We start from the raw sequence: 15,017 nt of genomic DNA on the forward strand, positions 1-15,017 counted from the left end.
TTTGCCCGGAGAGGACCGCTCGATGACCGTCGTCGACATCAACATCCACCACCTGCCCGAGGACCTGTTCACCAACGAGAAGATGCTGAACGGCTTCCTGAACAGCGCGCCGCGCGGGTTCGGCGAGATCGCCCGCGTCGAGACGATGGACACCGGCAAGAAGCACCTGATCCTGGAGAAGCCGGCCGGCCACCAGAACCTGAACTACGTCGAGGGTGACTACTCGGCCGAGGCGAAGCTCGCCGCGATGGACGACGCCGGCGTCGACTACGGCATCATGCGCGTCCCGGTGTGGCAGGAGTGGCTGGACCTGGAGACCTGCAAGGCGGTCAACGACAACGCCGCCGCGATCGTGTCGAAGTCGGGCGGGCGGCTGTTCGCGACGGCCGCGGTCCCGCCGTGGGGCGGCAAGGAGAACACCTACGAGCTCGAGCGCTGCGTGAACGAGCTCGGCGTGGTCGGCGTCCAGCTGGCCTGCCACTACGGGCAGCTGTACCTCGACGACCCGGTCTTCGAGCCGTACCTGAAGACGATCGAGAAGCTGAACGTCCCGGTGATCGTGCACCACACGCCACTGCCGGTCGACTGGCACTCGGTGGTCGACTACACCAACCTGCGCCGCGAGTTCGGCCGCATCCTCGACCAGGCCACCGCCGTCGGACGCGAGCTGTTCAGCGGCATGTTCGACCGGATGCCGGGGCTGCGCTTCGTGCACACCATGCTGGGCGGCAACTGGTTCGCGAACACCGCGCTGCTCACGCCGCACGCGTCCAACAAGGCCGAGTCGCTGACCCGGCTCGACCCGTCCGGTGGCGAGAAGATCAAGAGCTACCTGGAGGAGAACATCTTCTTCGACCTGACCCACCCGCACTCGTGGGGCAAGGTCCAGGTGGAGGCCGCGCTGACCATCAACGGTCCCGACCACTTCATGTTCGGCTCGTCGTTCCCCGTGTTCTACGGCTGGATGAGCCAGGGCGTCGACTTCGTGAAGAACGACCTCGAGATCAGCGACGCCGACCGCGAGCTCGTGCTGTCCGGCAACGCCAAGCGCATCTTCAACCTGCCCATCTGATTCCCGGGCCGGGCAGCCCGACCACCTCGAAGGGGAGGAACCATGACTGACTCCGACATCGACGGCTTCTTCTCCACCGCGCGGATCAGCGGCAGGGACGAGGCGGTCGAGCTGCCCGCCGACAGCTACCTGAACTACCTGTACCCGCTGGACGCCCCGCAGCTGGCGCCCTACCGCGGGATGACGTACGAGGAGTTCACGGCCGACCGGCAGCAGAACCCGTTCCTGCGCGAGCTGCTCGACTATTGGAACGGCCTCTACGACGAACCGTTCGCCGGCGTGACGACCGATGGGGTCGTACTGGAGGGGCTCTACCAGCTGCCGTCCCGGCTGGACGTCGACCCGGCGCCGCAGGCGGCGGCCGAGGGGCTGCTGGCGGTGCTGGACGAGGGCCAGCGGGCCCGCGTCCACTACCCCTTCGACGCGCCGGACTGGCGTGGCTGGAGCAACCCCGAGTTCGTGTTCCACCGCAACGGGCTGCGCCTGGAGGACCTCGGCGAGGAGGCGGTGGAGGCGATCCTCGCCGTCGTCGAGGCGTCGCTGAGCCCGGAGGGCTACGCCCGGGTGCGCGAGGCGATGGCGCTGAACGGCTACCTCGGCGAGCTGGTCGACCTGCCGACGATCATGAACGACCGCTCCTACTGGTTCTCGCTGTTCGGCACGCCGGACGGCGCGCAGCCGTGGGGCTGGCAGCTGTTCGGGCACCACGTCGACGTGAACTTCGTCTCGGTCGGGGGGCGGCACGTGGTCGCGCCCGGGTTCATGGGGGCGGAGCCGGCCTTGTCGGACGGGCTGCGTCCGCCGATCTTCGACGCCCGCGAGCAGGTGGCCCTCGAGCTGGCCGGCTCGTTCACCGACGAGCAGCGCGCGCAGGCGGTCGTGTACGCGTCCGTGCTGGACCCGGCGATGCCGGCCGACCGGATCCACCCCGCGGACGAGCGGCACCTGGCCGGGGCGTTCCGGGACAACCGCGTGATCCCGTACGAGGGCCTCAACGCGTCCGTCCTGGACGACCGGCAGTGGGAACTGGTCCGGGCGATCGTGGCCGACTTCTTCCTGCTGCTGAAGGAGCCGCAGCGGGACGCAATGCTGGCCGACGTGGACGCGCAGCGCGACCAGACGTGGTTCTGCTGGTACGGCGCGACCGACGGCACCCAGCCGTTCTACTTCCGCGTCCAGAGCCCGGTGGTGCTGGTCGAGCTCGACCACCACGCCGGCGTCTGGCTGAACAACCGGCTCCCGGCACGCTTCCACGTCCACAGCACGTGGCGCCTGCCCAACGGCAACGACTACGGACGCGCCTACGTCGCCCAGTGGCGTGCGAGGCAGTCCTGAGTCGCCGTCCGCGGGGCCCCTCGTGCCGGTGAACAACCCCCGTCTGTCATCCCGGCCCTCTGTCATCCCCGCCCTCTTGTCGTCCGGCCCCTCCTGTCATCCCGGCGAAAGCCGGGATCTCGCCACTGCGGGACTGGAGATCCCGGATCAAGTCTGGGATGACGGCGTCCTCCGGTGTAGTCCCGGCCCCTCCTGTCATCCGGGCGAAGACCGGGATCTCGGGGACGCGTCCTACCCCACAGGAGCGGGAAGCCTCCTCAGGCGCCTTCGCCGTCGAGCTGCGACTCGTGCCGCAGGACGGCCTCGACGGTGTTCAGCTCGTGCCTTCGGGCGGCGGTCTCGATCATGTCCGGGTCGGCGCCGCCCTCGATCAGGTCGATCAGGCCCTCGTGCTCGGCCACGGACGCGGCGGCCCGTCCGGGCGCGTACCAGAACGCCGAGCGGCGGGTGAGGTCGAGCCGCGTCCACTCCGCGTCGACGAGGTCGACCAGGCGCGGGTCGTCGCAGCGCGAGCACAGCAACTGGTGGAACTCACGGTTCAGCCGGCCGAACGCGACCGTGTCGAGGCCGGCCAGCGCCTCGGCCATCGCCTTGTTCAGCGCGCGCGCCCTGGTCAGGTCGTCCGGGGTGAGCTGCCGCGCGGACAGCGCCGTGGCGAAACCTTCCAGGCGAGCGAGCAGCCGCAGCGTCCGCTGCCAGGTGTCGGTGTTGAACGTCTGCACGACCGCGCCCACGTTGGGGACGATGTTCACCCAGCCCTCGGCCTCCAGCCGCCGCAGCGACTCCCGCCACGGCACGGAACTGATCCCGTACTCGCGCACCAGCTGGTCGATCACCATCCGGTGGCCGGGCCCGTACGTCCCGTCCATCACCCGCTCGCGCAGGATCTGGTAGCACTGCTCGGCCTTGCTCGGCACGGCCACCTCCCTCGCTGCGCGCTCCGGTCGTCCGGACGCCTGTGTCGTGGGCCGGATCATAGCCCGGCCGGGTCGCTGGATCGGGCATGCGCCGCGATCCGTGCCAGCAGTCGCCCGAGCCGGGGGTCCGCGGACGCCCCGGGCCGGGCCAGCGCGAGGGCCCGGAGGGGGCGCGGACGCGGCTCCAGGTCCCGCACGACGACGTCGAACCGGCGCAGGCTCGCCCGGTCCGGGTCCGGCAGGATCGCCCGGGCGACGCCGGCCTCGATGAGCGGCAGCCCCGCCTGGATGGTGTCCACGGTGCGCAGGGACGCGGGCGCGATCCCGTGCCGCCGGAACGTCTCCGCCACCGCCTCGGGGAGGCTCGGCACGGCGGCGGCGCGCCGCGGCACCAGCACGAGTTGGTCGTTGAACGCCGTCAGGGGCAGCGGGTCGGGCGCGTCGGCGAGGTCGGGCGGCAGGGCGGCGACGAGGGGGATCTCGCCCCAGTCGACCACGTCGAGGGTGCCGCGGTAGCGCGTCCGGAACCGTCCCGGATCGGCCACGACGACCGCGGCGAGGTCAGCCCTGCGCTGCTGGACGTCCTCGATCGCCGTCCACGGCGGCGGGTCGACGAGCTGGATCTCGACGTCCGGCGCCTCGGCGGCGTGCGCACGGACCAGCTCGGGGACGCGGTGCCACATCAGCACGGGGACGGCGGCCAGGGTGAGCGACCCCGCGAGGCCCGCGCCGAAGCGTCCCAGCGCGGACAGGATGTCGTCGACGTCGCCCAGCACGCGGGTGCCTGCGTCCATCAGGTACCGGCCGGCGTCGGTCGGCTCGACGCCTCGCGGCGTCCGCACGAGCAGGGGGACGCCGACGTCCGCCTCGAGCTTGGCGATCGCCACGCTGAGCGGGGGCTGGGAGATGTGCAGGCGGCCGGCGGCGGCGGTCAGCGAGCCGGCCTCGACCACGGCGGTGAAGTAGCGCAGGTGCCTGAGCTCCATAGCGGCACTGTACCGAAAGCACACTAGCTATAGCGACAGACTATGGACAGGAGACCGAATCTGTAGTTCTCCGGAAGGTTCGGCGGTGCCAGACTTCCGGCATCGAGACGACGAGGCGAAGGAGCCGACGATGCTTCCGGTGAGGAACGACAACCCCGCTTTCACGATCACCCGCGCGAGCCATGTGGTGATGAGCGTGACCGACCTGGCGAAGAGCCGCGACTTCTACCGCGACGTGGTCGGACTGGTGGTCACCGAGGAGACCGACAACACGGTCTACCTGCGCGGCCTGGAGGAGGCCGCCCACCACAGCCTGGTGCTGGAGGAGGCGCCCGAGGCCAAGGCGGTGGCGATCGGCCTGCGCGTCCGCACCGACGACGACATCACGGCGGCGGAGAAGCACTTCGCCGACGCCGGCATCCCCTTCCAGCGTCTCGAGCGCGACCACCAGGGCCCGACGCTGCGGTTCCGCGACCCGGTCGGGACGATGATGGAGCTCACCTCGTCGATGGACGTGGTGGAGCGCAAGTACCAGAGCTTCAACGAGTTCCGCGCCGGCTTCCCGCAGCGGATCGACCACTACCAGGTGGCCACCTACGACGTGCAGACCGCGACCGACTTCTGGTCGGGCCTGGGCATGCGGCTCAGCGAGTACACCACCACCCAGGACTCCGACGACGAGCTGTGGGGCGCCTGGTTGGAGGTCAAGGGCAACACCCACGACCTGGTGTTCGCGAACGGACGCGGGCCGCGGCTGCACCACTTCGCCTACGCGGTGCCGGACGGTTCGTGCCTGCTGCACGCCGCGGACGTGGCGGGCGCGCTCGGCGCGGGCAACGAGATCGACCGCGGGCCGGGACGCCACGGGCTCAGCAACGCGCTGTTCCTGTACCTGCGCGACCCCGACCAGCACCGGGTCGAGCTGTTCAACTGCCACTACCAGTTCATCGACCTCGAGGTGCCGCCGATCAAGTGGGACATCACCGACCCGCGCCGCGCGCAGCTGTGGGGCATGCCGGCGTCCAAGCGCTGGTTCTTCGAGGCCAGCGAGTTCCCGGGCGAGGAGGTCCACGAGCCGCTGCTGAAGACCACGCCCGAGACGCTCGAGAGCTACCTCGGCCTGCACTGACCGGCGGGCCTCCTCGCGCGCCTGCGCTGCCGCGAGCCCGTCGGCGCTTCCCGCCGAGCGGTGGACGCCACGTCCTAACTCGTATACGATTTGGAATAGGAAATCGCACAGAGGAGCCCCATGACCACCAGCACGCCGGCCGCGTCCGCGGGACTCCCGGACGCGCTGCGCGAGAAGCTGGAGCAGGCTCCGACGGCGGGGCTGTCCGCCCAACTCCGCAAGCGCGGGATCAACAACGTCACGGTCGACGGTGTGCGTCCGCTGGTGTCGGGGACGCGGTTCGTCGGCCCGGCGCGGACGCTGCGCTTCGTGCCCAACCGCGAGGACCTCTTCGACGCCCACGGTGGCGGCTACAACGCGCAGAAGCGCACGTTCGACGCGGTGCTGCCCGGCGAGGTGATCGTGATCGAGGCCCGTGGCGAGGCCGGTTCCGGGACGCTCGGTGACGTCCTCGCGCTGCGCGCGAAGGTGCGCGGCGCGTCCGGCATCGTCACCGACGGCGGCGTCCGGGACGCGGAGGCGGTCGCCGGCATCCTTCCGGTGTTCAGCGTGGGCACGCACCCGGCCGTCCTGGGCCGCAGGCACGTCCCGTGGGAGTCGGACGTGGCCGTCGCCTGCGGCGGCACGACCGTGCTGCCGGGCGACGTCATCGTCGCGGACGCGGACGGGGTGGTCGTCGTCCCCCGGGCGCTGGCCGAGGAGGTCGCCGACGCGGCGATCGCCCAGGAGGCCGAGGACGCGTGGGTGGCGGACCGCGTCGCGGAGGGGAACCCGGTCGACGGCCTGTTCCCGATGAACGCGGAGTGGAGAGAGAGGTACCGGGCGTGGCAGGCGCAGTGAAGGCGGAGAAGAGCAAGTCCGAACGCGCCTACGAGTGGATCAAGGACCGGATCTCGAAGGCGGAGTTCACGCCCGGATACCGGTTGGTGCTGGGCACGATCGCCGCGGAACTCGACATGAGCGTGGTGCCCGTGCGCGAGGCCGTCCGGCAGCTCGAGGCCGAGGGTCTGGTAACGTTCGAGCGCAACGTCGGCGCGCGGGTCTCGATGGTCGACGACACGCAGTACCGGTTCACGATGCAGGCGATCTCGATCGTGGAGAGCGCCGCCACCGCGCTCGCGTCCCGCAGCCTCACCGCGGAGGACCTGCGCCGCGCCCGTGCGCTGAACGACGTGATGACGCAGAGTCTCAGCCACTTCGACCCGCGGACGTTCAGCGCGCTGAACCAGGAGTTCCACCACATCCTCTACTCGACCTGCCCGAACCCCCGGCTGCTGGAGATCGTGAACGCGGAGTGGTCGCGGCTGGGCGGGCTTCGTGACTCGATCTTCGCTTTCGTCCCCGGCCGGGCGCCCGAATCGGTGCGCGAGCACGAGGAGATCATCGTGATGATCGAGAACAGCGCACCGCTGGAGGAGATCGAGAAGGCCGTCCGCAAGCACCGGACGGGGACGCTGTCGGCCTATCTCGTCCACGAGCACCCGGGCGAGTCCCTCGGCCTGCCCGCCTTCTGACCACAGAGGACGGCTGCGTCCTCACCGACCCGCACCCCCACCCGAAGGAGGACGGATGCTCTCCGCAGAGACGATCACGACGATCGCGGGCGAACTCGCCGACGCCGACCGGTCGCGCGGGGTGATCCCGCGGATCACGTCCCGCTACCCCGAGGCCACGGTCGAGGACTCCTACGCGATCCAGGGCGTGTGGCGCGACCAGCGGCTCTCGGCGGGACGGCGGCTGGTCGGACGCAAGATCGGGCTGACGTCGAAGGCCATGCAGGCGTCCACGGGGATCACAGAGCCCGACTACGGCGTGATGTTCGACGACACGGTGTGGGAGAACGGGGCGACGATCCCGTTCGACGCGTTCTCGAACGTCCGGGTGGAGGTGGAGCTCGCGTTCGTGCTGGACGCGCCGCTGGAGGGCCCGCACTGCACGCTGTTCGACGTGCTGCGGGCGACCGAGTACGTGACGCCGGCGCTGGAGATCCTGAACTCGCACATCGAGCTGGAGGGGCGGACGATCGTCGACACGATCGCCGACAACGCCGCCTACGGGGGCATGGTGCTCGGCGGCAACCCGACGCGGCCCGACGAGGTCGACCTGCGTTGGGTGTCGGCGCTGCTGTACCGCAACGAGACGATCGAGGAGACCGGCGTCGCGGCCGGGGTGCTGAACCACCCGGCGACCGGGGTGGCGTGGCTGGCGAACAAGCTGCATTCGCACGGCGCCCGGCTGGAGGCGGGGGAGATCATCCTGGCGGGGTCGTTCACGCGGCCGACGTGGGTGTCCCGCGGGGACAGCGTGGTCTGCGACTACGGGGCGATGGGGACGGTGTCGTGCCGCTTCGCCTGAGCCCGACATTCGCCGCCGCCCTGGCCGCCGCGGCACGGCCGCTGGCGGGGATGTGGGTGTGCTCGGGCAGCCCGCTGGTCGCGGAGATCTGCGCGGGCGGCGGGCTGGACTGGCTGCTGATCGACGCCGAGCACGGCCCGAACGGCCTGGAGTCGCTGCTGGCCCAGCTGCAGGCGGTCGCCGCGTACCCGGTGACGCCGGTGGTGCGGGTGCCGAGCGGGGACGCGGTGGTGGTCAAGCAGGTGCTCGACCTGGGCGCGCAGAACATCCTGGTGCCGATGGTGAACTCCGCCGCAGAGGCGGCCGCGGTGGTCGAGGCCGCCCATTACCCGCCGCGGGGCCGGCGCGGGGTGGGGTCGGCGCTGGCCCGGTCCGCGCGCTGGAACCGGGTGGACGGCTACCTGGCCGACGCCGCCGACCACGTGTCTGTGTTCGTGCAGGTGGAGACGATCGAGGCGGTCGGGGCCGCGGCGGAGATCGCCGCCGTCGACGGGGTCGCCGGCGTGTTCGTCGGCCCGTCCGACCTGGCCGCGTCCATGGGGGTACTGGGCCAGCAGACGCACCCGGACGTGACGGCCGCCGTCCTGCGCGCGTTCGAGGCGGTTCGCGGGGCCGGCAAGCCGGTCGGCGTGAACGCTTTCGACCCGGCCGTGGCGGACGCGTACCTGGCCGCGGGCGCGTCCTTCATCCTCGTCGGGGCGGACGTGGCCCTGCTCGCCCGGGGCTCGGAGGCGCTCGCCGCCCGCTTCGTCGGCCGTAGCGCCGAGGGTCGCGCGAGCTACTGAGACGACACAGCCAACAGCCGGGCCACGCTGCCCTGCCCGCGTGGGGCCGTCCGCGACTGGACCTCCGGCGCCAGCGGCCCCTGCCCGACAAACGCTCCCGAAACTCGCAGACGCCACCGAAATTCCGGGAGCTTCTGCGCGTTTCGGGAGCGTTTGTGGTCGGTCAGTCCTCGGGCGGGACGGCCGCCGGCGGCAGGCCGGACGCCGCGCGGTAGAGCGGCAGGGCGACCTTGTCGACGATGGCGACCACGTCCTCGTCGGTGAACGGGCCGAAGACCAGCCGGTCGCGGCCCAGCCGCATCGGCGTCAGGATCACGTCGAGGTCGAGGGGGAGCGGCCCGAGTTCGCCCCGCTCGCGCGCCGGCGCGACGATGACCGCGTCCAGATGGACCGCGAGGTCGGCGTTCAGCCCCGCCACTTCGGCGAGGGTCTCGTCGCGGGCCTCGCCGATCAGCGCGCGGTACGCCTCCGAGCCGAAGTCGGCCGCCCTCCGGAACGACGTCTGCAACAGTGCCAGCAGGTCGTCCCGCAGGCTCCCTGTGCTCGCCTCCATCCGTCGGACGGGTCCCCGCTCACGCACGGCCGCGAAGATCATGGACGCCCGGTCGGGGTAGCGGCGGTACAGCACCGGCTTGCTGGTGTGCGCCCGACGCGCGATGCCCTCGAACGTGACCGCCGCGTAGCCGCCGGCGGCCAGTTCGGCGAGGACGGCGGCGTGGATCGCCGCCTCGACCTCGGCGGCGCTGCGTCGATTCCTGCGCATCCGAGCCCTCCTTCCGGGGACGTTGCGAACTGGTTCGCGTGAGGCTAACGTTATCGCTAGAAACGGTCCGTATCCATGGTGCCCTCGTCACGAGGTTGTCGGGAGCAGGGCGAACCGCGATTTCCCCAATGACTGGAGGACCCCATGGAGGGCGCTACTTCGCGTGCCCGTTCCCGTGCCGCCCGGCCCGCTGCCGTCACGGCGGCCGTGCTGGCCGGTGCGGCACTACTCGCCGCCTGCGGCTCGTCGGGAACGACGGCCGTCGCTTCGACCGCACCGGTGGAGCGGGCCACGATCAGCGTCGGCGTGTCCGGCGCGGGGACGATGGCCGCGTCGTCGTCCCGGAACCTCGGCTTCGCCGCCGGCGGCCTGCTGACCAGCGTCGACGTCCAGGTCGGTGACACCGTCACGGCCGGCCAGGTGCTGGCGAGGATCGACCGTTTCCAGCTCGAGCAGCTGGTCGTGCAGCAGAAGGCGAACCTGTCCTCGCAGAAGGCGGCGCTGGCGAAGCTGGAGAACAGCCCGGCGCTCCAGGGCACCCGGAACACTCTCGCGCAGGCACGGACGATCCGGAACGCGACGAGCAGCCAGGTGGCAGCGACCAAGCGTGCCGACCGGGTGGCGTTGTCCCGGGCGAACGGCGCGCTGAACTCGGCGCAGGCCGCCCTGGCGGCGTGCACCACGGATTGCGCGAGCCTGCAGGCCGCGGTGGTCTCCGCACAGACGGCCGTCTCGACTGCGGAACAGACGCTGAAGGTGGCGACCGCCGCAGGGAAGGTGTCGGTGGCGAGCGCGGAGCAGGGTGTGGTCACGGCCCAGAACGCGGCGAACTCCGCGGCGTCCGACCGGCCCTACACCATCGCCCAGCAGAAGGCGGCGGTGACGACCGCGCAGTCGCTGGTCGACGTGGCGAAGCACAACCTTTCGCTGGCCACGCTGAAGGCACCGTTCGACGGCACGGTGACCGCGATCAACGGCGCGGTGGGTGAGTACCTGACCGCCAGCACCGGCACGTCCGCAGAGGCACCGGGGACGGACGCCGCGGTGCCCGGCACGACGGTGGTCGCCGGCACCAGCACCACGACCCGCGCGGGTGGCACCCAGTTCATGGTCATCTCGGCCACCGGTCCGATGACGGCCGTCGTCCCGTTCCAGGAACTGGACGCGGCGGGGATCGTCGCCGGGCAGACCACCACCCTCACCTTCGACGCGCTCCCCGACGTCACCACGACCGGTGAGGTGACCGCCATCTCGCCCGCAGGCACCGCGCTGGGCGGGTCGATGAGCTACCTCGTCACCGTCTCGCTGGACACCTCCGACAAGCGGCTGAAGGAGGGCATGACCGTGCACGCCACGGTGGCGACCGAGGAGAAGAAGGACGTGCTGAGCGTCCCCAACGACGCGGTGCGCACCGAGAACGGGCAGAGCGTCGTGACCCTGGTGGACGCCGCCGGTGCCCAGCGCACGGTGGATATCACCGCCGGACTGGTCGGCCCCGACCGCACCGAGGTCGTCTCCGGCCTGGCCGAGGGCGACCAGGTCCTCCTCCCGACCTCCACCACCCACTGACCCCCTGACCCGAGGAGGGACAAGTAATGTCCGAGACCACTGAAGTCATTGAGCCCGCCGACGAGGTCGACGAGGTCGCCCCGCCCGAGCCACCGAAGAAGAAGCTGAGCCGGCGGATGCGGATCGGCCTGATCGTGGTCGGCGCTGTCGCCGTGGTCGCCGTCGTCGCCCTGGTGGCGAACTGGCTGCTGAACGCCAGCCGCTACGTCACCACCGACAACGCGCAGGTCGACGGGACGCAGATCACCATCACCGCGCCGACCAGCGGCACCCTGACCGACTGGACGGTCGCGATGGGCTCGCAGGTGAAGGCGCAACAGGCGGTGGGACGCATCGCCGTCCAGACCGGGTACCTTCAGCCGCAGACGCTCGTCCGGGCGCCGGCCGACGGGGTGGTCGCGGTGAACAACGGCGTGAACGGCTCCTTCGTCGCTGCGGGCACCAGCCTGGCGATCGCCTACGACCCGTCCGACGTGTTCGTCACCGCGCGGGTCGAGGAGACCGACATCAGCGCGGTCAAGGTGGGCCAGAAGGTCGACATCTCGGTGGACGCGTTCCCCGGCACCCCGCTGACCGGCCACGTGGTCGAGATCAAGACCGGGGCGGCCGCCGTGTTCTCGCTGTTCGGCCAGTCCAACACGACCGGCAACTTCCAGAAGGTCACCCAGGTGATCGCGGTGAAGGTGAGCATCGACGACCGGCAGGGTCTCGCGCTGGTGCCCGGCATGAACGTCACGGCCAAGATCGAGAAGTGACCGCCGCCGCCCCGGCGGCCACCGGCCGCCGACCCGCACCCGTCGTCGCGCAGCACGGCGGCACCACCCACTGGGTGGGCCCCCTGCTGGTGCTGATCGTCGGCATGTTCATGACGGTGCTGGACACCAGCATCGTGAACGTGGCCGTGCCGACCATCCAGACCGAGTTCGGCGGGTCGACGGCCGACATCGCGTGGATCTCGACGGCGTACAGCCTCGTGCTGGGCGTGATCGTGCCGACGACGGCGTGGCTGGGCGACCGGGTCGGGCTCGGCCGGCTCTACACGATCTCGCTGGTCGGCTTCGCCGTCGGTTCCGCGTTGTGCGGGGTGGCGTGGAGCCTGCCCAGCCTGATCGCCTTCCGCGTCCTCCAGGCGATCCCCGGTGGCATCCTGCCCGCCATCACGATGACGATGCTGTTCCGGATCGTCCCGAAGGACAAGTTCGGCACCGCGATGGGGCTCTACGGCATCGGCGTGATCGCCGCGCCCGCCCTCGGGCCGACGCTCGGCGGCTACCTGGTCGAGTTCGTGGGCTGGCGGCTGATCTTCTACATCAACATCCCGGTGGCGGTGGTGGGCGTCGTCCTCGCCCTGTTCATGCTGCCCAAGTTCGCCCAGCAACCCACCTACCGCTTCGACGTCTTCGGGTTCCTGACCGTTGCGGTCGGCATGGTGTGCCTGCTGCTCGCGTTCTCCGAGGGCGCGTCGTGGGGGTGGACGAGCTACCCGATCCTCGGCCTGCTCCTCACCAGCGTGCTCAGCCTTTCGCTGTTCGTGCTGATCGAACTCGAGGTCGAGCATCCCCTGCTCAACTTGAGCGTGTTCCGAATCTGGCCGTTCGTGAACTCCCTGCTCGTGATGAGCGTGTTGTCGATCGGCATGTTCGCCACGCTGTTCTACATCCCGACCTTCCTGCAGACCGTGCTCGGGCTCCCGGCGCTCCAGGCCGGGCTCGTCGTGATGCCACAGGCCCTGGTGATGGCGGTGATGGCGCCCCTGTCGGGCCAGCTGTACGACCGGATCGGACCCCGCTGGCTGGTGGTCAGCGGCATGCTGATCGCCGCCTGGGCCACCCACCTGATGACCGGGCTCACCCTCAACACCACCACCGGTGACATCATCGGCTGGACCTGCCTGCGCGCCGTCGGCATGGGCCTGGCGATGATGTCGGTGCAGTCCAGTGGTCTCTCCGCCCTCGAAGCCCGCCTGACCAGCAGCGGGACCGCGATCAACAACGTCGTGCAGCGGGTGTCGTCCGGTCTGGGCCTGGCCGCGCTGTCCGCGCTCATGGTCAGCCAGCAGGCCCAGCTCACCGCAGACCGCTACGGCCAGATCACCGCCACCGACCCGCAGGTCGCCCACCTCGGCCTCGCCGCCCTCTACCAACTCGCCCGGAGCACCTCCCTCGAGGTCGTCGTCACCTCGTTCACGAACATGTTCCAGATCACGACCTGGCTGACCGTCCTGGCAGCCGGCCTCGGCCTGTTCCTGCGCTCCGGCCGCCTTCCCGCCTCGGGCCCGCGGCCGGCGATGATGGACTGAGTGGGGGAGACATGACCGCAAGCATCGTGATCAACCGTGAGTTCGGCAGCGGCGGACGCGAGATCGGTCGCCGTCTGTGCGAGCGGGACGGCCTGGAGTTCTACGACAGCCGGATCCTTCAGCTCGCAGCGAGCAGGCGGGGCCTCCCTTCGGACGCGCTGGAGGCGCTCGACGAGCGACTCGGGGCGGGCCAGTTCCTCGACCTGACGGCCATCGGCGGGTCGACGCAGGGCAGCATTTCCGTCCCGGCTGTGCTCTTCTCCGCGATCGCGGGGGAGGTCGTGGGGGCCGCGCGCAGCGGCCCTGCGGTGTTCATCGGTCGCTGTGCGGACCGGATCCTGCGCGACGCGGGGCTGCCGTTCCTCAGCGTCTTCGTGTTCAGCACGAACAACGCGCAGAAGGCGGCCCGCGCGATCCGGGTGGACGGGATCGAGCCGAGGGACGCGGCCCGGTACATCGCGAAGATGGACCGGACGCGCGCCCGCTACCAGCAGTTCTTCACCGGCACCCGCTTCGGCGACTACCACGAGTACGACCTGTGCCTGAACAGCGCCCGCCTGGGCTACGCGGGCTGCGTGGACGTGATCCGCGCCGCGGTGGCCGCCGCGGGCCGGGCCTGACGCCGGGCGCATCAGGCTCCTGGCCCGGCCCGTTATCGCGGCACGCCAGGAACCGTCCCCATCGTGCCGCGCCCGGACTCGGCGCCCGTCCACCACAAGGTGGACGGTTTGACGCGAGTTCGCCGCAGGAGCGTCCACATTGTGGTGCGGCAGCCTGTCCTCCACGACAAGGTGGACGGATCATCGCGAGTTCACCACACCAGGGTCCACCTTGAAGTGGACACCAGATCGTCGGCTTCCACAGCAACGGCCCCTGAGGAGCCGACGGGGCGAGGGACGAGGCCCGGCGGCGTCACGAAGGGCCCCGTCACCCCGTCCACCACAAGGTGGACGGATCGTCGCGAGTTCACCACAGGAGCGTCCACTTTGTGGTGCGGCAGCCTGTCCTCCACCACAAGGTGGACGGATCGTCGCGAGTTCACGGCAGAGGCGTCCACCTTGACGTGGACCGCCACGTCGGCAGCCTTCGTGATGCGGCGGGCGCGTTCCTCCAACCGCTCCTCAGGGATCGCGACGTCCGAGCCGGCGCTCGGGCTACGCCGAGTTCGAGCGGGTGCCCGCGGCGGACTCCTCGCGCTCTGCGATGCCGGTGAGTCGGTCGAGGAGGTGCGCCAAGGCCGGCAGGTCGCCGACCAGGCGCTTCACGTCCTTGCGGGACATGGTCGAGAACGCCTCGTTGACCGCGTCGTCGATCCCGCTGCGGAAGTGGTGGAACACGTATAACCCGCGCTCGGTCGGCGTGAGGATCATCGAGCGCCCGTCCACCTCGGAGCGGCGGCGCGAGACCAGCCCGTTCTCCTCCAGCTTGCCGATCAGTTCGCTGACCCCCGGACGCGAGAGTTCCATGTCGGACGCGAGCTCGGTCGGCGTGATCCCTGTCTCCGCGCTGATCACCCTGCGCAGCGCGAGCGCCTGGGACGGGGTCAGCGCCGGCAGGTTGCCGCTCGACCGGGACGCGAGCGTCGCCTTGCGCCAGACCAGCTCGAGCATCTCCGCGAACTGCGAGGACTGCATGCGCAGCGCCTGCTCCTCCTCCGTCATGAGACCTCCGACCTCCGCGTCGCCCCGCTGTTGCGGACACCCTATCGTGATCCGATTTGGTTCACTGGACCGAAGCACATTTACTTTGGTAGCCTGAACTAGTTCCTCCGCGAAGAGCGGGGGCGTCACCCCGGAATCCCGCCCAC

General features: G+C 70.6%; 15 protein-coding genes. 11 read left to right on the forward strand and 4 right to left on the reverse strand.

Annotated elements, in window-relative coordinates:
• Nucleotides 1-22 precede the first annotated feature (22 nt).
• Nucleotides 23-1,072 (forward strand): amidohydrolase family protein, encoded by a 1,050-nt coding sequence (locus tag QM779_RS01630; RefSeq protein WP_428530618.1) that lies wholly within the window; start codon nucleotides 23-25, stop codon nucleotides 1,070-1,072.
• A 42-nt stretch (nucleotides 1,073-1,114) separates the two neighbouring features.
• A complete protein-coding gene (locus QM779_RS01635; RefSeq protein WP_428530621.1) occupies nucleotides 1,115-2,407 on the forward strand; it encodes a DUF3500 domain-containing protein in 1,293 nt (430 codons plus the stop codon).
• A 257-nt stretch (nucleotides 2,408-2,664) separates the two neighbouring features.
• Here the strand turns inward: QM779_RS01635 and QM779_RS01640 are convergent, their stop codons facing one another.
• A complete protein-coding gene (locus QM779_RS01640; RefSeq protein ID WP_428530624.1) occupies nucleotides 2,665-3,324 on the reverse strand; it encodes a GntR family transcriptional regulator in 660 nt (219 codons plus the stop codon).
• Nucleotides 3,325-3,380: 56 nt separating this feature from the next.
• A complete protein-coding gene (locus tag QM779_RS01645) occupies nucleotides 3,381-4,310 on the reverse strand; it encodes a LysR family transcriptional regulator (protein WP_428530627.1) in 930 nt (309 codons plus the stop codon).
• Between the two features lie 130 nt (nucleotides 4,311-4,440).
• On the opposite strand from QM779_RS01645, the gene hpaD reads away from it, so the two are divergent.
• The 5 genes from hpaD (at nucleotide 4,441) to QM779_RS01670 (ending at nucleotide 8,579) form a co-directional block, all read left to right on the forward strand.
• Nucleotides 4,441-5,439, forward strand: a complete 999-nt coding sequence (gene hpaD / locus QM779_RS01650) for a 3,4-dihydroxyphenylacetate 2,3-dioxygenase (RefSeq protein WP_428530630.1) — start codon at nucleotides 4,441-4,443, stop codon at nucleotides 5,437-5,439.
• A 120-nt stretch (nucleotides 5,440-5,559) separates the two neighbouring features.
• Entirely contained in the window at nucleotides 5,560-6,279 is a 720-nt protein-coding gene (locus QM779_RS01655) for a ribonuclease activity regulator RraA (protein WP_428530633.1), read from the forward strand.
• Nucleotides 6,264-6,953 (forward strand): GntR family transcriptional regulator, encoded by a 690-nt coding sequence (locus tag QM779_RS01660; RefSeq protein WP_428530636.1) that lies wholly within the window; start codon nucleotides 6,264-6,266, stop codon nucleotides 6,951-6,953. The genes QM779_RS01655 and QM779_RS01660 overlap by 16 nt, the downstream gene beginning before the upstream one ends.
• A 55-nt stretch (nucleotides 6,954-7,008) precedes the next feature.
• Complete coding sequence (gene hpaH, locus QM779_RS01665) at nucleotides 7,009-7,794, forward strand: 2-oxo-hept-4-ene-1,7-dioate hydratase (RefSeq protein ID WP_428530639.1); 786 nt, start codon at nucleotides 7,009-7,011, stop codon at nucleotides 7,792-7,794.
• A complete protein-coding gene (locus tag QM779_RS01670) occupies nucleotides 7,779-8,579 on the forward strand; it encodes an aldolase/citrate lyase family protein (protein ID WP_428530642.1) in 801 nt (266 codons plus the stop codon). The genes hpaH and QM779_RS01670 overlap by 16 nt, the downstream gene beginning before the upstream one ends.
• Nucleotides 8,580-8,742: 163 nt before the next feature.
• Here QM779_RS01670 and QM779_RS01675 read toward each other — a convergent pair whose 3' ends face one another.
• Complete coding sequence (locus QM779_RS01675) at nucleotides 8,743-9,342, reverse strand: TetR/AcrR family transcriptional regulator (protein WP_428530645.1); 600 nt, start codon at nucleotides 9,340-9,342, stop codon at nucleotides 8,743-8,745.
• Nucleotides 9,343-9,486: 144 nt separating this feature from the next.
• Between QM779_RS01675 and QM779_RS01680 the strand changes: the two genes are divergently transcribed.
• Genes QM779_RS01680 through QM779_RS01695 form a run of 4 tightly spaced genes read left to right on the forward strand, consistent with a single transcriptional unit; the run spans nucleotide 9,487 to nucleotide 13,830 of the window.
• Nucleotides 9,487-10,911: an efflux RND transporter periplasmic adaptor subunit gene (locus QM779_RS01680; RefSeq protein ID WP_428530648.1), complete on the forward strand. Its 1,425-nt coding sequence runs from the start codon at nucleotides 9,487-9,489 to the stop codon at nucleotides 10,909-10,911.
• Nucleotides 10,912-10,937: 26 nt separating this feature from the next.
• Nucleotides 10,938-11,666 (forward strand): efflux RND transporter periplasmic adaptor subunit, encoded by a 729-nt coding sequence (locus QM779_RS01685; RefSeq protein WP_428530651.1) that lies wholly within the window; start codon nucleotides 10,938-10,940, stop codon nucleotides 11,664-11,666.
• On the forward strand, nucleotides 11,663-13,210 hold the full coding sequence (locus QM779_RS01690; RefSeq protein WP_428530654.1) for an MDR family MFS transporter: 1,548 nt from the start codon (nucleotides 11,663-11,665) through the stop codon (nucleotides 13,208-13,210). Before QM779_RS01685 ends, QM779_RS01690 begins: the two co-directional genes overlap by 4 nt.
• Nucleotides 13,211-13,221: 11 nt before the next feature.
• On the forward strand, nucleotides 13,222-13,830 hold the full coding sequence (locus QM779_RS01695) for an AAA family ATPase (protein WP_428530657.1): 609 nt from the start codon (nucleotides 13,222-13,224) through the stop codon (nucleotides 13,828-13,830).
• 534 nt (nucleotides 13,831-14,364) lie between these two features.
• Here QM779_RS01695 and QM779_RS01700 read toward each other — a convergent pair.
• Entirely contained in the window at nucleotides 14,365-14,871 is a 507-nt protein-coding gene (locus QM779_RS01700) for a MarR family winged helix-turn-helix transcriptional regulator (RefSeq protein WP_428530660.1), read from the reverse strand.
• Nucleotides 14,872-15,017 lie beyond the last annotated feature (146 nt).

The organism is Propionicimonas sp., assembly GCF_049840635.1.
Lineage (GTDB): Bacteria > Actinomycetota > Actinomycetes > Propionibacteriales > Propionibacteriaceae > Propionicimonas.